29 protein-coding genes are annotated in these 22,551 nt (G+C 52.2%); 22 read left to right on the top strand and 7 right to left on the bottom strand.

All coding sequences use genetic code 11. The features are described from left to right. Positions 1 to 8: 8 nt before the first annotated feature. Both KNP75_RS09355 and KNP75_RS09350 read right to left on the bottom strand, forming a co-directional pair. Entirely contained in the window at positions 9 to 782 is a 774-nt protein-coding gene (locus tag KNP75_RS09355) for a DsbA family protein (RefSeq protein WP_214823278.1), read from the bottom strand. A gap of 85 nt (positions 783 to 867) precedes the next feature. After that, positions 868 to 1,449 carry a CYTH domain-containing protein gene (locus KNP75_RS09350; RefSeq protein WP_200881479.1) on the bottom strand — a complete coding sequence of 194 codons (582 nt, stop codon included), beginning with the start codon at positions 1,447 to 1,449 and terminating at the stop codon, positions 868 to 870. A 107-nt stretch (positions 1,450 to 1,556) separates the two neighbouring features. On the opposite strand from KNP75_RS09350, the gene yjbM reads away from it, so the two are divergent. Genes yjbM through KNP75_RS09335 form a run of 3 tightly spaced genes read left to right on the top strand, consistent with a single transcriptional unit; the run spans position 1,557 to position 3,880 of the window. Beyond that, a complete protein-coding gene (yjbM, locus tag KNP75_RS09345) occupies positions 1,557 to 2,201 on the top strand; it encodes a GTP diphosphokinase (protein ID WP_034776960.1) in 645 nt (214 codons plus the stop codon). A gap of 11 nt (positions 2,202 to 2,212) precedes the next feature. Then, positions 2,213 to 3,010: an NAD kinase gene (locus KNP75_RS09340; RefSeq protein ID WP_034776962.1), complete on the top strand. Its 798-nt coding sequence runs from the start codon at positions 2,213 to 2,215 to the stop codon at positions 3,008 to 3,010. Between the two features lie 3 nt (positions 3,011 to 3,013). Continuing rightward, on the top strand, positions 3,014 to 3,880 hold the full coding sequence (locus KNP75_RS09335) for an RluA family pseudouridine synthase (RefSeq protein WP_215190255.1): 867 nt from the start codon (positions 3,014 to 3,016) through the stop codon (positions 3,878 to 3,880). A 40-nt stretch (positions 3,881 to 3,920) separates the two neighbouring features. On the opposite strand, the gene KNP75_RS09330 is transcribed toward KNP75_RS09335, so the two are convergent. After that, positions 3,921 to 5,087 carry an FtsW/RodA/SpoVE family cell cycle protein gene (locus tag KNP75_RS09330; protein WP_034776964.1) on the bottom strand — a complete coding sequence of 389 codons (1,167 nt, stop codon included), beginning with the start codon at positions 5,085 to 5,087 and terminating at the stop codon, positions 3,921 to 3,923. Positions 5,088 to 5,236: 149 nt separating this feature from the next. Between KNP75_RS09330 and fabI the strand changes: the two genes are divergently transcribed. Beyond that, positions 5,237 to 6,010: an enoyl-ACP reductase FabI gene (gene fabI, locus KNP75_RS09325; RefSeq protein ID WP_215190254.1), complete on the top strand. Its 774-nt coding sequence runs from the start codon at positions 5,237 to 5,239 to the stop codon at positions 6,008 to 6,010. Positions 6,011 to 6,095: 85 nt separating this feature from the next. Continuing rightward, on the top strand, positions 6,096 to 6,284 hold the full coding sequence (locus KNP75_RS09320; RefSeq protein ID WP_021066964.1) for a hypothetical protein: 189 nt from the start codon (positions 6,096 to 6,098) through the stop codon (positions 6,282 to 6,284). Positions 6,285 to 6,286: 2 nt separating this feature from the next. On the opposite strand, the gene KNP75_RS09315 is transcribed toward KNP75_RS09320, so the two are convergent. Beyond that, a complete protein-coding gene (locus KNP75_RS09315; RefSeq protein ID WP_034776969.1) occupies positions 6,287 to 6,796 on the bottom strand; it encodes a YjcG family protein in 510 nt (169 codons plus the stop codon). A gap of 173 nt (positions 6,797 to 6,969) precedes the next feature. Between KNP75_RS09315 and KNP75_RS09310 the strand changes: the two genes are divergently transcribed. The 7 genes from KNP75_RS09310 (at position 6,970) to KNP75_RS09280 (ending at position 12,570) form a co-directional block, all read left to right on the top strand. Continuing rightward, positions 6,970 to 7,515: a phosphatidylglycerophosphatase A family protein gene (locus KNP75_RS09310; protein ID WP_034779805.1), complete on the top strand. Its 546-nt coding sequence runs from the start codon at positions 6,970 to 6,972 to the stop codon at positions 7,513 to 7,515. Then, positions 7,515 to 8,099, top strand: a complete 585-nt coding sequence (locus tag KNP75_RS09305) for a phosphatase PAP2 family protein (protein ID WP_215190253.1) — start codon at positions 7,515 to 7,517, stop codon at positions 8,097 to 8,099. Before KNP75_RS09310 ends, KNP75_RS09305 begins: the two co-directional genes overlap by 1 nt. Then, the gene (locus tag KNP75_RS09300; protein ID WP_215190252.1) at positions 8,096 to 8,629 is read left to right on the top strand and encodes a hypothetical protein; all 534 of its coding nucleotides are present in this window, start codon (positions 8,096 to 8,098) and stop codon (positions 8,627 to 8,629) included. Before KNP75_RS09305 ends, KNP75_RS09300 begins: the two co-directional genes overlap by 4 nt. Next, a complete protein-coding gene (locus tag KNP75_RS09295) occupies positions 8,626 to 8,817 on the top strand; it encodes a hypothetical protein (protein WP_214823275.1) in 192 nt (63 codons plus the stop codon). Before KNP75_RS09300 ends, KNP75_RS09295 begins: the two co-directional genes overlap by 4 nt. A gap of 170 nt (positions 8,818 to 8,987) precedes the next feature. Further along, complete coding sequence (locus KNP75_RS09290; RefSeq protein ID WP_215190251.1) at positions 8,988 to 11,012, top strand: BglG family transcription antiterminator; 2,025 nt, start codon at positions 8,988 to 8,990, stop codon at positions 11,010 to 11,012. Then, positions 11,009 to 11,275: a PTS sugar transporter subunit IIB gene (locus tag KNP75_RS09285; protein ID WP_034776979.1), complete on the top strand. Its 267-nt coding sequence runs from the start codon at positions 11,009 to 11,011 to the stop codon at positions 11,273 to 11,275. Before KNP75_RS09290 ends, KNP75_RS09285 begins: the two co-directional genes overlap by 4 nt. A 32-nt stretch (positions 11,276 to 11,307) precedes the next feature. After that, entirely contained in the window at positions 11,308 to 12,570 is a 1,263-nt protein-coding gene (locus tag KNP75_RS09280) for a PTS ascorbate transporter subunit IIC (protein ID WP_214797064.1), read from the top strand. A 53-nt stretch (positions 12,571 to 12,623) separates the two neighbouring features. Here KNP75_RS09280 and KNP75_RS09275 read toward each other — a convergent pair whose 3' ends face one another. Both KNP75_RS09275 and KNP75_RS09270 read right to left on the bottom strand, forming a co-directional pair. Then, on the bottom strand, positions 12,624 to 12,851 hold the full coding sequence (locus KNP75_RS09275; protein WP_251128224.1) for an FHA domain-containing protein: 228 nt from the start codon (positions 12,849 to 12,851) through the stop codon (positions 12,624 to 12,626). Positions 12,852 to 13,184: 333 nt separating this feature from the next. Continuing rightward, positions 13,185 to 13,916 (bottom strand): hypothetical protein, encoded by a 732-nt coding sequence (locus KNP75_RS09270; RefSeq protein WP_215190250.1) that lies wholly within the window; start codon positions 13,914 to 13,916, stop codon positions 13,185 to 13,187. A gap of 151 nt (positions 13,917 to 14,067) precedes the next feature. On the opposite strand from KNP75_RS09270, the gene KNP75_RS09265 reads away from it, so the two are divergent. The 8 genes from KNP75_RS09265 to nadE all read left to right on the top strand — a co-directional run bounded on the left by KNP75_RS09265 (position 14,068) and on the right by nadE (position 19,656). After that, positions 14,068 to 14,637: a GNAT family N-acetyltransferase gene (locus tag KNP75_RS09265; RefSeq protein ID WP_034776985.1), complete on the top strand. Its 570-nt coding sequence runs from the start codon at positions 14,068 to 14,070 to the stop codon at positions 14,635 to 14,637. Then, on the top strand, positions 14,637 to 15,350 hold the full coding sequence (locus KNP75_RS09260; protein ID WP_215190249.1) for an alpha/beta fold hydrolase: 714 nt from the start codon (positions 14,637 to 14,639) through the stop codon (positions 15,348 to 15,350). Before KNP75_RS09265 ends, KNP75_RS09260 begins: the two co-directional genes overlap by 1 nt. Next, positions 15,343 to 15,903, top strand: coding sequence for an NADPH-dependent FMN reductase (locus KNP75_RS09255; protein ID WP_034776989.1), 561 nt, complete (start codon positions 15,343 to 15,345; stop codon positions 15,901 to 15,903). The genes KNP75_RS09260 and KNP75_RS09255 overlap by 8 nt, the downstream gene beginning before the upstream one ends. Positions 15,904 to 15,972: 69 nt before the next feature. Next, a complete protein-coding gene (locus KNP75_RS09250; protein ID WP_138859680.1) occupies positions 15,973 to 16,212 on the top strand; it encodes a hypothetical protein in 240 nt (79 codons plus the stop codon). 71 nt (positions 16,213 to 16,283) lie between these two features. Next, complete coding sequence (locus KNP75_RS09245) at positions 16,284 to 17,375, top strand: virulence factor (RefSeq protein ID WP_138859679.1); 1,092 nt, start codon at positions 16,284 to 16,286, stop codon at positions 17,373 to 17,375. Positions 17,376 to 17,618: 243 nt separating this feature from the next. Next, complete coding sequence (locus tag KNP75_RS09240) at positions 17,619 to 17,813, top strand: hypothetical protein (protein ID WP_021066980.1); 195 nt, start codon at positions 17,619 to 17,621, stop codon at positions 17,811 to 17,813. A 100-nt stretch (positions 17,814 to 17,913) separates the two neighbouring features. Then, a complete protein-coding gene (locus tag KNP75_RS09235) occupies positions 17,914 to 18,723 on the top strand; it encodes a BsuPI-related putative proteinase inhibitor (RefSeq protein WP_353049026.1) in 810 nt (269 codons plus the stop codon). Between the two features lie 117 nt (positions 18,724 to 18,840). Next, positions 18,841 to 19,656, top strand: coding sequence for an ammonia-dependent NAD(+) synthetase (gene nadE, locus KNP75_RS09230; RefSeq protein WP_215190248.1), 816 nt, complete (start codon positions 18,841 to 18,843; stop codon positions 19,654 to 19,656). 379 nt (positions 19,657 to 20,035) lie between these two features. On the opposite strand, the gene KNP75_RS09225 is transcribed toward nadE, so the two are convergent. Beyond that, on the bottom strand, positions 20,036 to 20,425 hold the full coding sequence (locus tag KNP75_RS09225) for a disulfide bond formation protein B (RefSeq protein WP_215190247.1): 390 nt from the start codon (positions 20,423 to 20,425) through the stop codon (positions 20,036 to 20,038). A gap of 110 nt (positions 20,426 to 20,535) precedes the next feature. On the opposite strand from KNP75_RS09225, the gene KNP75_RS09220 reads away from it, so the two are divergent. Both KNP75_RS09220 and KNP75_RS09215 read left to right on the top strand, forming a co-directional pair. Further along, entirely contained in the window at positions 20,536 to 21,414 is an 879-nt protein-coding gene (locus KNP75_RS09220) for a transcriptional regulator CcpC (protein ID WP_034776997.1), read from the top strand. After that, positions 21,411 to 22,532 (top strand): N-acetyldiaminopimelate deacetylase, encoded by a 1,122-nt coding sequence (locus KNP75_RS09215; protein WP_034776999.1) that lies wholly within the window; start codon positions 21,411 to 21,413, stop codon positions 22,530 to 22,532. Before KNP75_RS09220 ends, KNP75_RS09215 begins: the two co-directional genes overlap by 4 nt. Positions 22,533 to 22,551: the final 19 nt, after the last annotated feature.

Here is a 22,551-nt window from a genome sequence, read left to right as displayed (position 1 = left end):
TTGTTGTGTCATTTATTCGTCGCCCAAGCTTCGCCGCTGCAGCCCGGGACAGGCCGGCAACGTTGTTGGAGCGACAGTTTTTTTAATTCTCTTTCGATGACAGGCTTGTCGAGCTCTAAAATGAAAGCGAGCTCGGTAATCGTCGAGGCGTCATAGTGTCCTAACACTTTCTCGACGTTCCAATCGGTCTCACGGGTCGGTACATAGCCGAGCAGTTCGGCCATGACAGCCTGATAGACGTCATACGGATAGAGTCCTTCGATTTTGAGCGCCTCGTCACGCGTGACGAACGTCAAGGCGGGAAGCGATTCGATTTCCCAGTCTTTCAAGATCTCATGATCGACCGCCAGTGCGCTCAGCAGTTGATTGGATTGGATATCGGCAGCCAACTCATCGATGTCGAGTCCATAACTGACGAACGAGCGGGCAATTTCCCATAAGTCGCTGTCGCTAGAGCCATCCTTCAAAAAGATATCGTTAATATGCAGATGGCGCATGAAGCGCATCGCATGACGTTTCCCTTGTAACTCCATAGCCTTGATCATCGTGAGAAGGCGAACCTCTTCTTGACATCCGCCAACACAACTAGGAACCGTCGAAACCATACGGAAACGAATCAAGTGCCCGTATTCAAGTTCGAGTTTTTTAATGAGTGTCATCACGTGAAGCCCGTTTGGATCTGAGATGTCCATGAAATAGAATAACTCTAATGGCTTATATGTTACTTGGATAGAAGATTCTTCCAATGAACAGGATGACTCATTACATTGTTCAAGTTCCATTGTGTCGCCTCCTCTCGTAAACAAAAATCAAATATATCGTATGCTCATTGTAGCAACGAAAAAAAAAGGTTGGCAACGTATCTGCTCAACCTTGGTTTCGACGCATCTTTTCTTCCATGAATCGAACGATTTTATTTTTGGCGGGCCGGAGGGGAATGCCATGGCGATGAAGAAGCTGTTCGAACGCGAGTTTGCCCTTCGCTTCATCGGTCACTTCAAATTCTATTTCATAGTCGTGAATCTCCAAATAATGACTTTCGTCAAGGACGAGCAGACCGTCTGGCGTCTCGATTTCCGCACGTTTCGTCTCAAGGCGACCGAGATGTTCGAGCGGGCCGGACAAGTCGAACGCGGCGAGCGCCTCTTTCATTTGGTCATCATGGATGATGCCGTATTTGAACAGGTTCTCGGCCTCTGCCTCATTGATTGGGGCATGTGTCTCGAGCAGTCCAACGTCATGCGGTTGTTTGAGTGTCAACACTTGGCCATGTTTTTTCTCGCGAATCCGTAGGGCGGCGCCGTGCTTCTTCAGTTCGAACGTCGGTGTATCGAAATAGTCATTCGCCTGCCATTTCACTTTGTCCGTTAAATCGTAGGCGGTGAGCAAGGTCTCATACTCGTCTTTCGTCAACATCGATTTGAATTCAATTTCCACTTCTTGGGTCATAAATCATCGCTCCATTCTATGAACAATTGTTCGTTTATGATACCATACAATCGGATACATACGGAAAAAGCAGGGTTTTCCGAAATGAACGAAAGTGGTGACAGCATATGCAATCAATGGATTGGGATCAATTTTTAGTGCCGTATCAAATCGCGGTCGATGAACTGAAAGTTAAATTCAAGGCGATTCGGAAACAATATAAATCTCAAAACGACCACTCACCAATCGAGTTTGTCACGGGACGGGTCAAACCGGTCGGTAGCATTCTCGAGAAGGCGAAGCGAAAGCAAATCCCTTACGACAAGTTGTCGACGGAGATGCAAGACATCGCCGGACTCCGCATCATGTGCCAATTCGTGGACGATATCGTCCACGTCCTTGAACTGCTCCATCACCGGACCGACTTTAAAATCGTCGAGGAACGTAACTATATCACGAACCAAAAGGAATCAGGCTACCGCTCTTACCATTTGATTCTCGAATACCCGGTTCAAACGATTCATGGCGAGTTCCCGACGCTTGTCGAAGTCCAAGTGCGGACGCTTGCGATGAACTTTTGGGCAACGATCGAGCACTCGCTCAACTATAAATACGACGGGGATATGCCGGTCGAGGTGCAGGAGCGCCTGCGCCGGGCGGCTGAAGCGGCATTTTTGCTTGATGCCGAGATGAGTCAGCTCCGCGTTGAGATTCAAGATGCACAGCAAGTGTTCCGGGATAAAGAAATGAACGTCCAAACGGACCAAGACTAGGGGGCCAAGGCATGCAGTTTGCGATTGTAGCACGGGGAGACGCGCGTTCGGCCGATATTGCGCGCGAGTTGACGAATAAATTGACCGAAGCGGGGCATTCGGTCTCGAAAGAGCCGCGGATCGTCGTCTCGGTCGGTGGGGATGGGACGATGCTCCAAGCGTTCCACGAATATATCGACCGGCTCGATGATACGCTGCTCGTCGGGATTCATACGGGCCATCTCGGTTTTTACGCCGACTGGCAACCAGACGAGCTCGACGAGTTGACGGAAATGATCACGAGCGAATCGTTCGAACCGGTGTCTTATCCGCTCGTCGAGGTGCTCATCGATTACGAGGACGGGACGACCGAACGACAACTCGCCATGAACGAGTGTACGATTAAAAACTATAAACGTACGCTCGTCTGTGACTTGTCGATTCGCGACGATTATTTCGAGACGTTCCGCGGTGACGGGTTATGTATTTCGACACCATCCGGGTCGACAGCCTATAACAAAGCACTCGGGGGTGCCATCGTCCATCCGTCGATTGAAGCAATCCAAGTGACGGAGATGGCGTCAATCAATAACTTGGTGTACCGGACGATCGGTTCACCGCTCTTGTTGCCGAAGCATCATCAAGTGAAGATCGAGCCGCACACGAAAACAGAATTCGAACTCGCGTTCGATCACCAAGAAGCATTATCTTGGTCGAACGTGCGCTCGATTCGCTGTGCGGTCGCGAAAGAAAAAGTGACATTTGCCCGGTTCCGCCCGTTCCCATTTTGGCGACGGGTCCGGGAATCGTTCATTGAGGAAGGGAAGTAACCGATGTACGGATTCACATTGCATCGCGTCGCGGGGACGAACGTCCCGCTGCGCGATTTTTTAATGACAGACTGCGGCATCTCGCGCAAGATGTTGACCCAAATCAAACAAGGGGGGCTCATCCTCGTCAACGGAGAGCCGCGGACGGTACGTTATGACATCAGCGAAGGAGATGATGTGACGGTCCATTTCCCGGTCGAACAGCCGGCGGAGACGATGGTCCGCTCGTCACGCCCGCTCACGATCCTGTTTGAGGACGACTATTTGCTTGCCGTCGATAAACCGGCTGGGATCGCGACGATCCCGTCTCGGCTTCATCCCGACGACACGCTTGCCAATGCGGTGCTCGGATATTACGAGCGAATCGGATTGCAGTCGGCGATTCACGTCATCAATCGACTCGATCGTGACACGAGCGGCGTCGTCTTGTTCGCAAAATATGCGTACGTGCACCATCGGTTCAGTGAATTGCAACAGACCGGGGGCTTGTCACGGACGTATCTCGCTCTCGTCGAAGGCGAGGTTTCGCCACAGACGATTGACGCTCCTATCGGCCGTGCCCCGGATTCAATCATGGAACGAATCGTGACGGCAGACGGACAGCACGCCGTGACCCATATTCTCGAAGCAGAGCCGCACGAGGCATATACGGCGCTGACGATCGCCCTCGAGACCGGACGGACGCATCAAATCCGCGTCCATCTGCGCCATATCGGCCATCCGCTCCTCGGGGATACGATGTACGGTGGTAAGACCGTACTCGACCGTCACGCGCTCCACAGCGCCTCGGCGACGTTTTGCCACCCGATGACGGGGGAGAGACTCGTTATTGAGGCGACATACCCGCATGACTTTCGACTTGAAGTATAATACAAACAGTCCCGCACTCAGCTGAGCGCGGGACTGTTTTTCAATCGTCGTCGAACATATACGATTTTGATTTCGACGCGACGTTCATGACGAGGCCGATGGCAATCATGTTCATGATGATCCCGGTCCCGCCGTAACTGATGAACGGTAACGTCAGACCGGTGATCGGAAGGACACCGATCGTCATGCCGATGTTCTGGAAAATTTGGAATGTGAACATGGCGATGACTGCGGTCACGATGTAACTGCCGAACGGACTGCTTGCTTCAAGCGCGATATGAATCATCCGGTATAAGAACAGGAAGAAGACGATAATCACGATGGCCGCACCGATGAACCCATAATGTTCAGCGATGACGGCGAAAATGAAGTCGGTCTGCGACTCCGGCAAATAGACCAAACCTTGACCGTAGCCGGCCCCGAACATTTGACCGGACCCGATCGCCTGAAGCGATTTAATCAATTGGAACGCCAAGTCGTCGGAATACTCATACGGATAAATCCACGCTTGGAATCGATTCAAGGCGTGTCCCGGAACAAAGCTTTGCAACACCTCGAAATGGGAGAAGAACAGGTACATGAAACCGCCGATCGTCACGGCAGCGGCGCTGAACAGACCGAGCAACCATTTCCAGCCGATTCCGGAGACGATGATGATGGCCCCGAGCATCGTGATGAGAACCAGTCCGGTCCCTAAATCCGGTTGCGTGACAATCAGTCCGAGCGGCGGAATGGCGAGTAGGACGAGCTTCATTAACAGCCACGTATCCTGTTGGGATGAGCCATAGCGTTTATTATGGTCATAGACGATCGTAGCCATGGAGATGAGCAAAAACAACTTCATGAATTCGGCCGGTTGAAAACTGAAACCTGGCACGTTGTACCAGCCGTACGCCCCGTTGATGTTTGGAACGAGTGTCGTATCTCGGAGCGGTATCAAGCCCACTAGCAGCAAGAGACCGAAGGAATAGAGATACCAGTGAATTTTTCGCAACTGTTCGTATTCGATCGTCATGATGGCAAACATGGCGACGAACCCGATGATGTAACGGATTCCTTGATCGAATGCGAAGTTGATATGTTGTAATCGTGTCGGCAACATCGGTTGTGCCGTGTAAATGGCGCCTAGACTTATGACCATCAAGAAAAAGACGATTGTCAAAAGTGTCGTGTCTAAACTTCTTAAATAAGATTGAATGCGGTTCATGATGAAGTCGTCTCACCCTTTCTATACGTATTTTATCTTACCGTAAGTTAAAAAAATCGCAATACGTTACACGCTAGTTGACAAAACAGACACCATTCTGTAATCTGATAACAGATGTTATAACCAGGTACTAAAAAGGGGAGTTTACGATGTCAATCTATCCAACGTTAACGAATAAGACGTATGTCGTCATGGGAATTGCCAATAAACGTTCGATCGCATGGGCGATCGCGAAGACGCTCGACGCGGCAGGTGCGAAGCTCGTCCTCACGTATGCGGCCGAACGCTTCAAATCAGGTCTTGAGTCGCTTGCGGCCGATTTGAACGGAGAGGCCCTACTTTTAGAATGCGATGTCACGAACGACGAAGCGATCGAAACGACGTTCCGTACGATTCACGAACAAGCAGGGCCGATTCAAGGGATTGCCCATTCAATCGCATTCGCTGACAAAGAAGCACTCCGCGGCGAATTTTCGGAAATGACGCGCGGGCAGTTCGCGCAAGCGCTCGACATTTCGGCGTACAGTTTGACGGCAGTCGTCAAAGCGGCCAAGCCGTATTTCGCAGAAGACGCTTCGGTCATCACACTCACGTACCTCGGCGGTGAGCGCGTCGTCCCGAACTACAACTTGATGGGTGTCGCGAAAGCAGCCCTCGACTCGAGCGTCAAATACTTGGCGAACGAGTACGGACCTCACGGCGTCCGCGTTAACGCGATCTCGGCAGGACCGATTCGTACGTTATCGGCCAAAGGTGTCGGCGACTTTAACAGCATTTTGTCTGAGCTTGAGCAGAAGGCGCCACTGCGCCGCAACGTCTCGGCAGAAGAAGTGGCCTCGACGGGCTTGTTCTTGTTATCGAGCATGGGCAGCGGTGTGACAGGAGAAGTCATCCACGTCGACAGCGGTTATCATATTTTGTAAATATAGGGGAAGGGCGCAGCGATGCGCTCTTTTTTGTATTATTCCGACCTGATTTCGGGTAAGGACCTGTGAAGGAGGTTGGATCATGGGTCCTTATCAGATTGATTTCACGGTCGTCCAATATGGAAATCGCCAAGTTCAACCGACAGAACGGGCGAATATCGAGCCGGTCACGCGGATTCAGCGTGTCCAACGAATCCGGCCGCGCCAAGAAGAATGGCTAGAAGCCGAACAACAAAACAGCCCCGGTCGATTTGTCGACCGGAGCGTGTAATCTTATCCGCGGAACCGGAACGTCTCATAGACGTTCCATGTTTCGTTTTCGAGCTCATACATGACGGCCATACGGTTGACCGTTTCCTCGAAATGAACTTGCTCCATGCGCATCCGTTCGAGCACGTCGAATAGTTCAGCATCGGTCAAATCTTGCCCGATGGTGATGTGCGGGAGAAACTCGTATTTGGGAGGCTGGTTGAGAAGCCCCTCGTGGAGCTTGTCTTGGAGCGCTGACAGTTCGCGCGTCGGCAACACTTTTAAGTAGAGGACGTTGTTCGTCGGTGCGAACGAGCGGACCCCATCGATTTTTAATTGGATCGGTTTGGTCGAGTCCGCGACTTGTTGCAAATACTCGAGCACTTTCGGTAAATCGGCTTCGTCAATCTCCGTGCGTTCCTTGATTGTCACGTGTGGTGAAATCAAGGCGTACTTCGTATCGTACCGCTTCCGATACGAGTTGGCGAAATCTTGAACTTGTTTTGATGGAAATAAGACTACCCCAATCTTCATTCCAGTTCCCCCTTTATAAAGTGGTCTACTTTTTTATGATGACCGATTTATTGAATGAAGTCAAAGCGGGCTTAGTCTTTTTTTCGAGTTTTCAGTATAATAGAGGTTGAGTACTTCGGGAGAAACCTTCTCGAGATGAAAGGATGTGTAGCGGGAGTGTTCCCGCCTAGATGATGAAACATGTACCACACTCACGAGACGTACGCGAGGCCGCACGGGCTCGCTTGATTGAACGGGGCGTATCGATTGAATCGATCGCCGAGATCGTCTATCAAATGCAGGCGCCGTATTCGCCACACTTGTCATTGAAAGACTGCACGGAATCGGTCGAGGCCGTGTTAGATAAACGAGAGCTCCAACATGCGATTCTCGTCGGATCAGAACTTGATATTCTCGCCGAACGCGGACAGTTGTCCGAGCCACTGTTGTCAATCGTGGCATCGGACGAGGGCTTGTTCGGTGTCGATGAGACGATTGCCATCGGGGCCGTCAACACATATGGTTCCATCGCCGTCACGACGTTCGGATACTTAGACAAAGCGAAAATCGGTATCATCAAACAGCTCGACACGAAAATGGAAGATGGTCAAGTCCATACGTTCATGGACGACCTCGTCGGCGCGATCGCGGCGAACGCATCGGGACGCTTGGCGCACCGCTTGCGCGATATGACCGACTTTGGCGAAGACGAGATGCGGGAACGGAAAGGCTTGTATTAATGGCACCGCGCTCAAACATGTTGGCGATCACCGGGGCGATCAGTTTCGTGCTCTTCTCGGTGGTCGTTGTTTTAGGTTGGGTGGTGCCGGTTGATCGGTTCGTCACGTCTACGCTTGACCCGCTCGCCGGTCCGCTGTTCGTCTATGTGACCGAGCTCGGCAGCGTGAAGGTATTGATCGGCCTGTCGTTTATCGGCATGCTTTATTTTTTGTGGCGGGGCGACCGGTTCGAGGCGTTTCGTTTACCGATTGTCGTCATTACGACGCTACTTGTGACGCAAGGGCTGAAACTCATCTATGGTATCGACCGGCCGTCGATCGATGCGGCGCTCGACGCGACGACGTACAGTTTCCCAAGCGGTCATGCCTCAGGGTCACTCGCGTTGTATGGACTGCTCGCCGTATTGGTGTATCGACGGAATGAGACCGTCGCCGGCTTGATTCTGCTCGTCACACTGACGTTGGCCGTCTCGTTCAGCCGGGTCATCTTGAACGTCCATTATTTTAGTGACGTCATCGGGGGCTGGCTCGTCGCCCTTGTCATCGTGGCGGGATCAGAAATGGTAAGGAGGAAACAAATTTGATTCTTGTAACACAAGTCGAAACATGGTTGTTTATGGACCGCGACCGGGCTGATGCGGCGGAAGCGCCGACGATCCTGGTCGAAAAGGATGCGTCCGGAGCCAAATCGTTCACCGCGATGCGGACATTGTTCCAACTGAAGAAATGGACAGGGCAACACCGCTTCGTGCCGCTCTTGTCATGTGATGAAGCGGCTTATCGAGCCTACGAGGTGTTTCATGTCGATGCCAAGCCTCCGTTCGCCATCCTTGAATCGGGACATGTATTGATGAAGGACAATGAGCGGGATGAGGCCTATGAAGGCGCCCTGCGCGACGCAGATGTCACGACAGACCGCGAGCGGATCGCGTTCGCAGCGGATTACCTTGAACGGGAACTCGGTGAACCGGTCATACTCGCCATCGATGAGGCGATCACGTCGCGTCCCCGCGTGCCAGATGACGTATGCGTACCGGGAAATGTGATGCAGACAAGTGAACGGTTATTCGCTTGGGCAAACCGACAACAAGCGGAGAGAGGTGACGTACGATGAACGAGTGGGAACAAAAAATCCAAGCACTACTCGACGGTTCGGTCGAAGAGTTACTCGTGCCAAAAGACGATTTTTTGACGGTCCGCTCGCTGTTGATTGACAAGGGCTGGATGTTTGAAGTCGTCGGGGAAGCGAAACACGGGGGCGTCACAATTTATCGGAAGAACGAAGCCAGTTCGACAGAATAAGCGGCTACGGATAAAGGAGGGGCAAAGGACAAATGAGGTCCTGTGCCTCTTTTTTCTGGTCGCACGACGAGAGACAGAAGTTTGGGGACGGTGACCCGAAAACTCTGTCGTAAACGCTTACATAATCTAGACGAAACTCGCTTATACTAAACGTGTAGGAGGCCACTACCATGTTATTGAATGAAAAGAGCAAGCGAATCTTGAGCGTTATCATGCACGAACAACGAGTGACGATTGAATCGCTCGAGCTGATGCTCCCGTATTCACGACGGACCATCGAGTATGAGCTGGAGCGAATTCAAGAATGGTTGGTCGATTGTGGACTGCCGGACATGCACACGGACGGGGCGACGATTCAATTGACGCTCACTCCCGAGCTGACGGAGCGGTTTGAACAAGCAGGATTGATTTGGGCTGAAGAAGAGCGCGAATTGCTGATCGTGTTCTTCACATTGGTCAACCGAGAGTTTTTATCGGCGTTTCATTTTCAACAACTCCTTGACGTCTCCAAATTCACGGTGCAAGAAAGTTTGAACGGTGTGAAGAAAAGTGCGGCGCATTTCGGTCTCGATTTCGCCTATACCCGGAAGTCGGGGTATCACGTAAACGGACATCCGCAAACAATCGCCTTGTATTTATATCGGACGATTGAACGTCTCGTCACCCGTTCGACGAAGGAGCGTCTTGTCAGTGCCGTGCTCGCGGATTGGGAGATGGAATATGAAGAGCTGCTTCACCAACTCGAAACGTACGAGACGGTTCGACAGTTCCGCTTGGTCGAGAGCCATCGAGAAAAACTCGCCTACTTCCTCTTGTTCGGAAGCCGAATGGCGTTGCCTACGTCCACCGACGAAGAAGATCACGTCATGGCGGAGAACACGGACGACGCGCTCCGGCACCACTTCAGTCAAATGCCTCATCTCTGGGTGACGCTCGATATGCTGATCAAGAGCGGACCGAAAGTCGAGGAAGAGATGGATGAGGCGACACAACACGAATTGGCTAGCGTCATGATGGATGTGATCGAACGGTTCGAACTTCTCAGTTGTACGTTCATCATCGAGCGGGAAGCACTGTGCGAGAAACTCGTGCTTCATTCGAAAGCGACGATGCAACGCGTCTACACAGGGCTCGAAGCACCCGAAGAGCTCGAACGTTATGTCATGAAAGAACACAAAGTGTTGAACGTGCTCGTAGAGCGATCACTCGAGCCGTTCCGGCAACGTCTCGGCAAAGCCGTTCCGGCGACGGAAGTCATGTATTATACGCTCCATTTTGCTGCGCATCTCCATCAACAAGGACAGCACCTCGATGAGCAGATGAAAGCCATCGTCGTCTGTCCGAGCGGGATTAGCGTCTCGCACATGCTCGACCATATTTTGAAGAATCAATTTCCTGAGATTGTCTTTTTACCGCCGATCTCGCAGCGGGACGTCGAGCAGTACGCGCCGCTCGTCGACTTGATTTTCACGACCGTCCCGTTGCCGCGAACGATTCATGAGTTGGCGAATGTGACACTTGTCCCAGCGTTGCCGACACGGCTTGAACAAATCCAGTTGAAGCGTCAAATCGAGCAACGATTTTTAAAACGGGGCGAGCACGTCACAGTTCAACTCGACGACGTGTTGCAAGTCGTAAAAAAACATGCGACCGTCACGAACGAACGGCAACTGCGCCAAGATTTGCGGGCATTGCTGTATGCAGACACGACTCAAACTGTACACCAGGGGGGACAGCCGGTGCTAAATGAACTGATCACGCGAGAAAATATTCAAGTGCTAGACAAAGTCGAGGATTGGCAAGCGGCCATCCGTCTAGCGGCCAAGCCGCTCGAAGCGAACGAATCGATTGTGACGAGTTATATCGACACGATGATTGACAACGTAGAAGAACATGGACCGTATATCGTCCTCATGCCTGACGTGGCCATTCCGCACGCCCGACCCGAGGACGGGGTCCGAAAGCTCGGCATGAGCGTATTGAAAGTGGGAGACCCGGTCGTCTTCCCCGAAAACAAATCGGTCCGGCTCTTCTTTGTACTTGCGGCCATCGACCAGACGACACATTTGAAGGCGCTCGCCCAACTGACGGAATTGCTCGGCAACGAGGCCGATTTGGCGACGTTGTTGTCCGCCCATACGAGTGACGACATGTTACCAGTCATCAACAAATATTCAGAGGAGGAACAATCATGAAAAAAATCTTAGTTGTATGTGGAAACGGGCTCGGTTCAAGTTTCATCATGGAGTTGAATGTGAAGAAGGCGCTTGATCAAATGGGTGCCGAGGCAGAAGTGTCGCACACGGATATCGCGACGGCACGTACGGAACCGGCCGATATTTATCTGGGGGCCAAAGACATCATCGGTACGCTCGATGACGGGACGCGTGAAATCGTGGCTCTTGAGAACGTCATGGACATTGAAGGGATCAAGGCGCAACTAGAAGGTAAACTGTAAACGACTTCGGGGGTCGGAAGGGGGAACAATGAATGCTTGATTTAATTATGCGAGACATACTAGGGACACCTGCCATCTTGGTCGGTCTGTTCGCTTTGATTGGTCTTGTGCTTCAAAAGAAAGATGTGGCATCGGTCGTCTCTGGGACGTTGAAGACGATCATGGGCTTCGTCATTATCGGGGCCGGGGCCGGGGTCATCATCGCGGCACTTGATATATTCGGGCAGATGTTCGACGAAGCGTTCAGTATTCGCGGGGTCATCCCGAATAACGAAGCGATCGTCGCGGTCGCCCAAGACGCGTTCGGCGTCGAGACGGCGATGATCATGGTGTTCGGGATGGTCATGAACATCGTGCTCGCCCGATTCACACCATTCAAATATATCTTTTTGACGGGTCACCACACGTTGTTCATGGCGAGTTTGCTCGCCGCGATTCTGTCGGTGTCAGGCCTTGAAGGAGTCGTCCTCGTCGCGGTCGGTTCGCTGTTGCTCGGGTTATGTATGGTCCTGTTCCCGGCGCTGTTGCAACCGTTCGTCCGTCAAATCACGGGGTCGGACGACTTCGCGATTGGGCATTTCGGTTCGCTCGGATATTTTGTCTCGGGTACGATCGGCAAGTATGCGGGCAACAAAGAGCATTCGACGGAACACATTCAAGTGCCGAAGCAGCTCGGATTCCTGCGTGACACATCGGTCGCCGTCTCGTTGACGATGACGCTCTTGTTTGTTGTCGTGGCCATCTTCGCGGGTCCCGGTTTTGTCGAGAGTGAGCTATCAGGCGGTTCGAACTATATCGTCTTCTCGATCATTCAAGCGATTACGTTCGCGGCCGGCGTGTATATCGTCCTCGCCGGGGTTCGGATGTTGATCGCCGAGATCGTACCGGCGTTCAAAGGGATTGCCGACAAGATGGTGCCGAACGCAAAACCTGCGCTTGACTGTCCGACCGTATTCCCGTTCGCTCCGAACGCGGTCATCATCGGTTTCTTGGTCAGCTTTGCGGCCGGGTTGATTTCGATGTTCTTCCTCCCGCTGTTCGGGCTCGCGATCATCGTCCCGGGATTGGTCCCGCACTTCTTCACGGGAGCGACGGCAGGCGTGTTCGGCAACGCGACGGGAGGGCGCCGCGGGGCAATTTTAGGTGCCTTCGCGAACGGCGTGCTCATCAGCTTCCTGCCGGCACTGCTCCTACCGTTGCTCGGGAACCTCGGCTTTGAGAGCACGACGTTCGGTGATTCGGACTTCGCACTCGTCGGGATCCTCATCAGCTGGTTCGTCTCCTTGTTCACATGAAGTTGAATCCAAACGAAAGCCCACGTCCGAACGGACGTGGGCTTTCAACTGTTTTAGGCGTTTGAGGCCAATTTGATTTTTTGTCGTTTTAACTTGTGTAATAACCAGGCATGTAACACTTCACAAGAATGGTGAGGAAGGGTCAGTTCAACGAGCGGGTGTGACTGACCGAATATAGTGAAGCGCGAATGGTCCTCGTCGAGCATCGATACTTGAATATCGGTCGCTTCTTGAAGCGAAATCCGTTGCTCGCCGGCTACTGCATCTTTTAGTTTCAGCATTTTTCCATTCGTCGCAAACTTGGTGAACGAAGACATTCCCTGTACTTTCAGTTGTTCCATCTCGTGTATCTATCCATCCGCATGATGAATAGATTTTCACCTCGCTTTCTCTATATTGCCTTCCATTCCTCCAGAAGGTTATTCCTAGTATACCGTCCTCGCGATAAAAGAAAAGACTTAATTTAACGAAAAATTAAGACAATTTGTTATCAATTTTTAAAAATAGTGTCACAGGCGCATCGCTAAGGGATTTAAGGTGTATTCCGTATGGGCGGGATAACAAAAAAGAACCTGATGGGATCAGGTTCGACAAAGATTCATGCAGGGATGAACTCAAAAGTGTTCGATCTCCCACGTGCGCCGGCGATACGTCAATTGTCCCTTCAACGCAATCGATTCCTTCTTCGCGTCAAAGTCTTCCTCGAGGACGGACATGTCCTCGTAACGTCCCGCGACATAGAAGGCGATCGACACTTGGCGATTGAATAGACTCCGTTTCGTATGGTCAAAGTCGATGATCAGGCCTTGCGGTGACAACGCCAAAATTTCATCGATGACCGGGAGGGGGATGGGGACGAAACTGATGTTACGGATGTCCCGATCGAGTTTGCTTTGCAAGACACTTTGGAGAAACTGGCTAATCGTCGACCAGTCTCTGATGTAGAGGCTGCTGTGACGGTCGTTCGACTCGTTGAAGAAAGCGATCTCGTTTTGAATCGAGTTGAGGAACGGCCCCTTCAAACCTCGTTCCATGTGGCTGAGGAACAAAATCTCGGCGATTTCATGGTCTGATAACGATTCGAGCAGGTGGTAGTCGGGAAAGTCGATAGCAGTGAAGCTTGTTTGATTGTTTAAGTATTTCGTCGAGAACGTCGACAGTTCGTGCGCCTCGATATAGCGAAACCGGGTCCGGGACGACTGTCTCATCCCTTTTATGTCCGTGCGACAGATGATCATCGGGCGAGCGAGTGATAGCGCCTCGGTGACATCGCTCAGCGTCACGCCGTGAAGTGTAAAACGTTGCAGTTCTCGGTCTTGTTTAATATAGAACAACTGTTTTGACATGTTTATCCCCTCAGTTCAAAGTCACTATAGTTTGATTTTAGCAAATCCCTATCGAGTGCGCCATGTTTGAGCGGTTCGGGAGGATTGAGATGATGGTTTTTTTGGGAAAATGGTTATAATTGAGGAAAAGAACCAGAAAGGCGGATTCCATATGTGGGGGTTGAAAAAAAGTTTTCCTGAACTCATAACGAGTCGGTTCATCTTAAGAGAACTCGAACCCCGTGACGCGAGGGCGCTCTATGTGATTCTCTCGACCGAGGAAGTAATGCGCTATTACGGGTCTGACCCTTTATTGGCCGTATATGAGGCAAAGAACGTTATCGCTTATTTCAAAGACCAGTTTCAACAAGGCAAAGCGATCCGCTGGGCGATCTGCGACCGTGAGACGAACGAACTGGTCGGGACCATCGGCTTTCATAACTGGACGCCCCAATACTTTCGTGCCGAGATCGGCTTTGAGGTTGCGCCGAACCACTGGCGTCGCGGCGTCGCGCATGAGGCGGCATCGGCCGTCATCCGGCACGGGTTCGACGAGTTCAAGTTTCATCGCATCTCGGCGCTCGTCGCCCCGGAAAACGAAGGGTCGAACCGGTTGGTGCAGAAGCTTGGATTCACGGAAGAGGGGCTACTTCATGATTATGCCTATAGTCATGGCCGTTTCATGGACTTGACGATGTATCGTCTCTTGAAAGAGGAATGGAATGAGAGGGAGGAAAGATAATGAGACAACTTGTGCTGTTACACGGTTTATGTGGGTCACCTGACTATTTTGAGGAACTTATCCCGTTGCTTGATGCGGAAGTATATGCGCTGACGCTGCCAGGTCATGCCGGAACCGAAGCAGGACCTGAGACGATGGACCAGTTCGCAGAGTGGGTGGTCGCCGAGATGCGGCTCCGAGAACTCGACCGGCCGATCGTGCTCGGCCATTCATTCGGCGGCTACATCACGACAAACCTCGTCCGCCGTTATCCGACCGAGTTGTCGGGATTCGGTTTGATCCACTCGACGGCAGCGGCTGACCCGGAAGAAGCAAAAGCCAAACGCAATCAAGCGATCGAACGAGTGATGGAAGAAGGGGTCCATCCGTTCATCGATACGATGATTCCCGGCGTGTTTGCGGCTGATTCCGACACTAGCTTGATTGAACGCGCGAAACAAATCGGGTATGAGATGTCGAAGGAAGGGGTCATGTCTGCCCAGCTCGCGATCCGCGATCGGGCCGACGAAACAGAGACCGTGCGTGAAACGAGATTGCCCGGACTATTCCTCTATGGGGACAAGGATCCGAACATGGACGCGGATCGTGCTTTCTTAGGCGCAGAACATCACACGAAACAAACCGTCCCAGGCAGCCATATGGGGATGATGGAGGAGCCTGAATTAGAAGCGGAACTCATCAACGATTGGCTTAAGGAGGTGCGGCATGTCTAAATTCAAACTTGTCGCCGTGTCAGGGAGTCTTCGGAAAGCGTCGTTCAATACGGCGTTGCTCCACTCGATTATCGAGCTCGGCCGCGACCGCTTCGATGTCGAAATCGCTTCGATTGAGATGCCGCTCTATAACGACGACTTGATTGACCCGGATGAACCCGAAGTCGTGCGCGACTTCAAACGAGCTGTGCGTGAGGCGGACGGTCTGCTCGTCGTCACCCCGGAATATAACCACAGCATCCCGGGTGTGTTGAAGAACGCAATCGATTGGCTGTCGCTCGAACCAGGCACGCCGCTCCGTGAGAAACCGGTCATGATTGCCGGGGCGTCTCCAGGGATGCTCGGGACGGCGCGATGTCAAATTCATCTCCGTCAAGTATTTGCCACAAATCGTGCTAACGTTTTACCAGGAAATGAAATCTTTATCACGCATTGTAAAGAAAAGATTGATGATACTGGATTGCATGATGAAAAGTCGCGGCAACAAATCGACCGAGTATTATCGGAGTATTACAATTGGATTGAATTTTGGAAGCGTCAAGCAAAAAATTAACTTGAAGTCGCCCTGATTGTTTGATAGAAATGAATTGTGAAAACAAACACAAAGGGAGCGACAGCAAAAATGGAAACGTATATTGAACTGTACAATGGCGGCGAGTTAGAGGACCGGGCAGTCATCAATGACGGGATGACGTTCGGCCGGATCACGATTGTGGAATTATTCTATCAGACGGGCCATATTTTCGGATACGTGAAGGCCGATGGAGAGAAACGTTTCTTCCTCGAGCCGGTCGCCGGGGACGATACGTTCATCGTCGAAGGGGATCGTTATTCGCTCCAACAGTTCATCGCCCTATTTTGATGTTCACGACGCAAGCGACTCGCTTGCGTTTTTTTGTCGTTTTCGTCACGATTGAAGGTGAGGTGATGAGGATGAAACTAGTAGCAATTGAACCAACTCCAAGTCCAAATAACTTGAAGATTATCGTGGAGCCGGCTTTCACTGGCCGAGGCGTCACGTATGACAAGGCGAGCCGTGACATGCCTCCGATTATCGAGGACATCGTCGGGTTGCGAGGGGTCAAGTCGGTCTATGCGGTTTCCGACTTCCTCGCCGTCGAACGCCATCCAAAACATGATTGGCACGACGTTATGAACGAGATTCGTCGCGCGTTCGGGGAAGACGTCCCGGAAGTCGAGGCAAACCAGATGGCGGCGGACTATGAACCGGTCCACGTATCGGTCCAGTTCGTACTCGACGTCCCGATGCAGTTAAAACTCGTCAAAGGTGACACCGAAAAACGTGTCGGTCTGTCGAAGAGGTTCGTCGACGCGGCGCTCGACGTGCAAGCACAAGTGAAAAACGTCATTCAAGACCGGCGTTGGGTCGAGCAAGCTCCGCGTTACGGAGAGCTCGAGGACGTGAGCGTCGTCGCGCAAGAAGAACTCGAGGCGGCTTATCCCGAAGAACGGGTCGCGCGCATCGTCGCCCGTGCGTTCGGCCGGGAAGCCGACTATGAAGCGAATGCGAACCAGTTGCAATCAGACGATTGGAAAGCGCGATTGGCGTTCTTGGACGAACTCGAGATCGTTCCGGACAACATGGTGTACTTCCGCCGTGCGCTCGAGGATAAAGTGATGGCGATCCGTCGACAAGCGGTCGTCATGATTGGCATGTTCGAAGAAAACCGCGAAGAGTACGTCACGTATATCGAACAGGCGCTCGTCGACTCGTCACCGATCGTCCGTCGTACGGCCGGCGATACGGTATCGGATTGGGCGTTGCCGCAGTCGCAGCCGTCGATGATCGAGGCGCTCAAAGATAAGAGCAAGCTTGTCCGTTGGCGGGCCGCTCGGTTCTTGTTCGATTGTGGAGATGAGCAAGCGGTGCCGGCATTGAAAATTGCCGAGGACGACCGCGAGTTCGAGGTTTCCCTTCAAGCTCGTCTCGCGAAAGAGCGAATCACGAGTGGAGAGACAGCGCTTGGGACGGTGTGGCAACAAATTTCGAATCGAACGAAGTAACAATCATTCGACAAACAAATATTTAATTTTTTTACAGTTACAGGGAAGAGAGACGAATCCTCATGCGATTCGTCTCTCTTTTCTCGTATTCAATTTGATAATTCATCCAAATGACTAACAATCGATACCAGTTATTCGACAGTTGGGTAAACGGGTCTTTTGGCCTGTCGAACGATGGGACGTTTTTCCTTGCGAATCGTTGATACACTAAACATATCTTATACCAACAAAGGAGCCATACTCATGATGCTTTTTGCAGAAACCCCAGAACTCGTAGCCTATAAGGAAGTCGTCGATGGTATGATCACGGTCATCTTTGAGTCGATTCACAGTGAGACGTTCTCAATCTCTGCACAAGTTCGTTCCGACATCGACGTCGCCGACGCGTTGTTCATGACTGGTTGGCAACAGTACGTGGAAAACGTCCAAGTTTCATAATAAAGGTGAATAATATACGTAAACCCATTACAAACGTCTGCACGAACGTTTACACTAGTGCTATAGACGTTTTTTTATTTTTCAGAGGAGAGTGGGATACGTGAAGAAGACTTGGTTATTGGCCATCGTCACGGCGATGATATTGGTTGTGGCGGCGTGCAGCAAAGAAGAAGCGAACCCGAGCGATGTGGACGACACCGCGTCGACACCGCCTGCTTTATTGACGCTCGATACGGACGTGAGCTACGATGCCGAATCGAAACAACTGTCGACGACGGTGTCGATGACAAACCCGAACGAAGAGCCGGTCAAGGTAACGTTCAACTCGTCTCAACGTTTTCAAATGACGGTGATGAACGGTGATACGACCGTCTTCGATTACGGCAGTGAATATATGTTCACGGAATCGATTATCGAAGAGACGTGGGAACCAGGCGAGAAGAAAGTGTTCGATGAAGTGTTCCCGCTCACACTCGAAGCCGGGGACTACACAGTCGATTTCGTCGGACTGGCCCAAGTCGACGGTGCACCTGAAATGGCGGTCACGGATCAACAGACATTGACGGTCGAAGCGGCGGAGCCACCGGCAGAAGAGGGAACGAGCGAAGAACCGGCGGAAGAACCGACGGAAGAGCCGAGTGATCAGCCGGCCCAAACGAACGGTGCGTTCCGCGATGTCGCCATCAAACTGAACGGTAACGCGATCGACGTGTCTGGCTACACGGACGTCGAAGAGTTTGAGTGGAGTGTGTCGGACGGTCATAACCTATATGCTCAAGGCGCGGCAGAAGTGACGAGCGGCGGCTTTACGTTCGGCGTTCTATTGGACGAAGAACCTCCGGCCGGGAAAACGCTGTTCTTGGAGATGACACCGATTGGCGGAGACGTAGCCTCGTTCCGCATCCAATAAGCGAACGACGGAAACTGAGGTTTCCGTCGTTTTTTTTCGGGAATGAAACAAGTTGACGGCACCCCCAGATTGTCAGACAATTAGGCAAACCGATATCAGTTAGGGAGGAAGTTGAGTATGCAGCAACATATTATCGAATCGACACATGTCAAACCATCGATTAACCCGGCCGAAGAAATTCGTCTTCGGACCGATTTTTTAAAGGCTTATGTTAAACGGGCCGGGGCGAAAGGACTCGTCCTTGGCATCTCGGGTGGACAGGACTCGACGCTCGCCGGTAAACTCTGTCAGCAGGCGATGGAAGAGTTGCGTCAAGAAACGGGCGCGGATTACACGTTCTACGCCGTCCGTCTTCCATATGGGGAACAACATGACGAAGCGGATGCGAAGCGCGCCCTCGAATTCATCCGTCCGGACAAGACGTTCACGGTCAACGTGAAGCCGGCCGTCGACGCCTCGGCTGAAGCGTTCGCACAAGCGACCGGACTTGAGCTCGGTGACTTCCATAAAGGGAACACGAAAGCACGCGAGCGGATGAAAGTTCAATACGACATCGCCGCCACGTTCGGCGCGCTCGTCGTCGGTACGGACCATGCGGCTGAATATGTGACCGGCTTTTACACGAAGCACGGCGATGGGGCTGCCGACTTGACGCCTCTCACCGGACTCAACAAACGCCAAGGCAAGGCGTTGCTCCATGAACTTGAGGCGCATGAGAGTTTAATCTATAAAGTGCCGACGGCTGACTTAGAAGATGACAAGCCGGGACTCCCGGACGAGGTCGCTCTCGGGATGACGTATGATCAGCTCGATGACTACTTAGAAGGCAAAGAGATCGACCCGGCCATCGCCGAGCGGATCGAGACGATCTTCAAGCGGTCGCGCCATAAGCACCATATGCCAGCCTCGCTCTACGACGAGTGGTGGCAGTAATCAAAAAGAACCAGCCCCCGGGTTGGTTCTTTTTGATGTAAAGTTTACGATCCGTTCCTTTTGGCGCCCATGCTTTCAGCAGGCAATCCCGAAGCCTCCTCGCGCCGAATCCGGCACTGCGGGGTCTTCGTCGGATTGCTTTCCTGCATGAGTCAGGGCGCCACGGGACGGATTGCGGAGGCTTTCATAGTATACAGGCCAATCGATGCCATGGCCGGCGCCCGAACTCTTAGGGGAGAGCGAGGCAAGGATGAGCCCGTAAAGCGCGATTTTGCGCTGCGGAGGCATTCGCATCGCCCTTGGAACGGAGGGTGCCAGCAAAGGAATGGCCATAAAAAAGAACCGAGCCATAGCCCGGTTCTTTTTTACGTACGATCCATTAGCGCTTCGAGCGTGTCGGCACGAATTGGATGAGCAAGATGAGCGTGAACGCGATCAAGCTGAGCAGCGGGATCGTGATGAATCCGAAGTAGTTCACCCAACGAATCAAACAGTCGTTACTGCAGAACGCGTCGCCGTTCGGGATGCGTTCGAGAACGACGTGATAGAGGGCGATCGCCCAACCCGCCCCGGCCATGAGACCGACGAACAATCTGTTCACGGAACGGTTCGAGAGGAGCACCGTCAAGTAATAGATGGCGAGCGGATACATAAATATGCGTTGGAACCAGCATAACTTGCATGGCACGTACAGCATGATTTCCGAGAAATAAAGACTGCCGAGCGTCGCGATGGTGGCGACAATAAAGGCAAAATGATGACGTTGCATCTGATTTCCTCCTGACGATTCAAAACTAATCGACAAACATGATATGATACAGTGAAGCAATAACGTATCCAGTATACAATCTTTGAAACGATAGAGAAACAGGTGACGTCATGCAAGTATCAGAAGTGGAAGTGTTGATCGTCCTCGCCGAGGAGTTGAACATGCGCAAAGCAGCGGAGCGGTTATTCGTCTCCCAGCCCGCACTCAGTCAACGTCTCGTCACGATCGAGCACCAATGGGGTAAAAAGATATTCGTCCGTTCGACGCGCGGGCTCGCGCTCACACCAGACGGAGAAAAAATCATCGACTTCGCAAAGAAGATGTACAGCGAAGAACAGGAGCTGCGTGGGGAGTTGACAGCGCAACAAGGTGAGGTGTACGGTACATTAAAAATCGCCGTCGCATCCATCATGGGACAGTATTGGCTGCCCCGCGTCTTGAAACGATTCATGGAGCGGTATCCGTCGGTCCGGGTCAAACTCGTCACGGGTTGGTCAAGCGAGATGATGCGCTATATGCTAGAAGAAAATTTTCATATCGGTATCATCCGAGGGAACCCTGACTGGCGCGGCGAGAAGATGAAACTGTTCTCAGATTCGCTCCACTTGGTCGATATGCGGATGACCGATTTAAAGCAACTCAAAAACAACGAGCGCTCATTCATTCAATTCAAGAGCGACTCGACCTATTATCAAGAGATTCTCGAATGGTGGCAGGAACGGTTCTCGAGCCCGCCGCTGACGACGCTCGTCGTTGATCAGATTGAGACGTGCAAACAGATGGCGCTCCATGGAATCGGCTTCGCGATTTTGCCGGAGTCGACGATCCGCGATGTCGAGGCGATCAATAAGATTCCGCTCACCTCGTCGAACGGGACACCGCTCGTCCGAGATACGTGGATGTTGTCGACCGAATCGATGCTCGAGTTGGCGCAAGTGAAGGCATTTTGGGAAATCGTGGATGAAGTGACAAAGGAGAGTGTGGAATGAGTTGGGCAATTGAAGCAAGACGGCAGTTACATTTGATTCCAGAACGAGGTTATGAAGAGTTTAAGACACAGGCGACGCTTGAGGAGTTGATCCGGTCCCTGAACTCGCCGCGGGTGCATATCTCACACTGGCGCACCGGTCTGTTCGTCCGGGTTGATGGGCTTGTCGGTGAGAAGACGATTGGGTACCGAGCCGACATGGACGGCTTGCCGATCACAGAAGAAACAGGACTCGAGTTCGCCTCGGTCCATGAGGGGATGATGCACGCTTGTGGTCACGACGTTCACATGGCGATCGCCCTTGGGTTGATCAAACGTGCCGTCGAGGAGCCGCTCGACCACGACCTCGTTATCTTTTTCCAACCGGCAGAGGAAGGTCCGGGCGGAGCTGAGCCGATGGCCGTGTCGGAACTGTTCTATCATTTCCGTCCCGATGCAATGTTCGGCCTTCATGTGGCTCCGGAATATCCGGTCGGCACGATCGCCTCGCGCCCGGGTGTCTTGTTCGCGAGTGCGCGTGAACTGCATCTGACGATTCACGGGAAAGGCGGGCACGGGGCCTTCCCGCATGCCGGGATTGACGCCGTAATCGTCCAAGCTGCCTTAATCATGCAACTTCAAACGGTCATCTCACGGAACATCGATCCGATGGGGAGTGCTGTCATCTCGATCGGTAAGGTCGCGGCCGGCACGAAAGAGAACATCATCGCCGACACGGCGAAACTCGACGGGACGATCCGTGCGCTGTCGGATAAGGAGATGGTCGTGCTCGAAGGGCGTATCCGTCAAATCATCGCCGGAGTGGAGATGACGTATAACGTTCAAATCGACCTTGAGTTCGGCAATCGCTATCACGAGGTCGTCAATGACGAACGTTATTTGTTCCAGTTTGAAGAAGTAGTCGAAGAGGTCGGGTATTCGTACAAGACGTGTGTCCCTGCCATGACCGGCGAAGATTTTGGTTACATGTTAAAGCAAGTACCGGGCTTCATGGTTTGGCTTGGCGTGAACGATATGGGTTCAGGGCTTCATCAATCAACGCTCAATCCGGACGAGCGGGCGATCGATGTCGCCATCGAGCTGTTCGATCATTTCTTTCGAACAGCGATCATTAAATGAAGGGAGCGGACATGACCAT

The sequence above is a fragment of the Exiguobacterium sp. s6 genome (assembly GCF_018618155.1).
GTDB classification, from domain to species: Bacteria; Bacillota; Bacilli; order Exiguobacteriales; family Exiguobacteriaceae; genus Exiguobacterium; species Exiguobacterium mexicanum_A.
The sequence above is the reverse complement of the archived record's forward strand: the minus strand, read 5'-3'. Positions and strand labels throughout refer to the sequence as shown.

Coding starts and splice junctions, on each gene's coding strand:
- KNP75_RS09355 (WP_214823278.1), bottom strand. CDS start 782: ATGGAACTTGAACAATGTAATGAGTCATCCTGTTCATTGGAAGAATCT.
- KNP75_RS09350 (WP_200881479.1), bottom strand. CDS start 1,449: ATGACCCAAGAAGTGGAAATTGAATTCAAATCGATGTTGACGAAAGAC.
- yjbM (WP_034776960.1), top strand. CDS start 1,557: ATGCAATCAATGGATTGGGATCAATTTTTAGTGCCGTATCAAATCGCG.
- KNP75_RS09340 (WP_034776962.1), top strand. CDS start 2,213: ATGCAGTTTGCGATTGTAGCACGGGGAGACGCGCGTTCGGCCGATATT.
- KNP75_RS09335 (WP_215190255.1), top strand. CDS start 3,014: ATGTACGGATTCACATTGCATCGCGTCGCGGGGACGAACGTCCCGCTG.
- KNP75_RS09330 (WP_034776964.1), bottom strand. CDS start 5,087: ATGAACCGCATTCAATCTTATTTAAGAAGTTTAGACACGACACTTTTG.
- fabI (WP_215190254.1), top strand. CDS start 5,237: ATGTCAATCTATCCAACGTTAACGAATAAGACGTATGTCGTCATGGGA.
- KNP75_RS09320 (WP_021066964.1), top strand. CDS start 6,096: ATGGGTCCTTATCAGATTGATTTCACGGTCGTCCAATATGGAAATCGC.
- KNP75_RS09315 (WP_034776969.1), bottom strand. CDS start 6,796: ATGAAGATTGGGGTAGTCTTATTTCCATCAAAACAAGTTCAAGATTTC.
- KNP75_RS09310 (WP_034779805.1), top strand. CDS start 6,970: ATGAAACATGTACCACACTCACGAGACGTACGCGAGGCCGCACGGGCT.
- KNP75_RS09305 (WP_215190253.1), top strand. CDS start 7,515: ATGGCACCGCGCTCAAACATGTTGGCGATCACCGGGGCGATCAGTTTC.
- KNP75_RS09295 (WP_214823275.1), top strand. CDS start 8,626: ATGAACGAGTGGGAACAAAAAATCCAAGCACTACTCGACGGTTCGGTC.
- KNP75_RS09290 (WP_215190251.1), top strand. CDS start 8,988: ATGTTATTGAATGAAAAGAGCAAGCGAATCTTGAGCGTTATCATGCAC.
- KNP75_RS09285 (WP_034776979.1), top strand. CDS start 11,009: ATGAAAAAAATCTTAGTTGTATGTGGAAACGGGCTCGGTTCAAGTTTC.
- KNP75_RS09280 (WP_214797064.1), top strand. CDS start 11,308: ATGCTTGATTTAATTATGCGAGACATACTAGGGACACCTGCCATCTTG.
- KNP75_RS09275 (WP_251128224.1), bottom strand. CDS start 12,851: ATGCTGAAACTAAAAGATGCAGTAGCCGGCGAGCAACGGATTTCGCTT.
- KNP75_RS09270 (WP_215190250.1), bottom strand. CDS start 13,916: ATGTCAAAACAGTTGTTCTATATTAAACAAGACCGAGAACTGCAACGT.
- KNP75_RS09265 (WP_034776985.1), top strand. CDS start 14,068: ATGTGGGGGTTGAAAAAAAGTTTTCCTGAACTCATAACGAGTCGGTTC.
- KNP75_RS09260 (WP_215190249.1), top strand. CDS start 14,637: ATGAGACAACTTGTGCTGTTACACGGTTTATGTGGGTCACCTGACTAT.
- KNP75_RS09255 (WP_034776989.1), top strand. CDS start 15,343: ATGTCTAAATTCAAACTTGTCGCCGTGTCAGGGAGTCTTCGGAAAGCG.
- KNP75_RS09250 (WP_138859680.1), top strand. CDS start 15,973: ATGGAAACGTATATTGAACTGTACAATGGCGGCGAGTTAGAGGACCGG.
- KNP75_RS09245 (WP_138859679.1), top strand. CDS start 16,284: ATGAAACTAGTAGCAATTGAACCAACTCCAAGTCCAAATAACTTGAAG.
- KNP75_RS09240 (WP_021066980.1), top strand. CDS start 17,619: ATGATGCTTTTTGCAGAAACCCCAGAACTCGTAGCCTATAAGGAAGTC.
- nadE (WP_215190248.1), top strand. CDS start 18,841: ATGCAGCAACATATTATCGAATCGACACATGTCAAACCATCGATTAAC.
- KNP75_RS09225 (WP_215190247.1), bottom strand. CDS start 20,425: ATGCAACGTCATCATTTTGCCTTTATTGTCGCCACCATCGCGACGCTC.
- KNP75_RS09220 (WP_034776997.1), top strand. CDS start 20,536: ATGCAAGTATCAGAAGTGGAAGTGTTGATCGTCCTCGCCGAGGAGTTG.
- KNP75_RS09215 (WP_034776999.1), top strand. CDS start 21,411: ATGAGTTGGGCAATTGAAGCAAGACGGCAGTTACATTTGATTCCAGAA.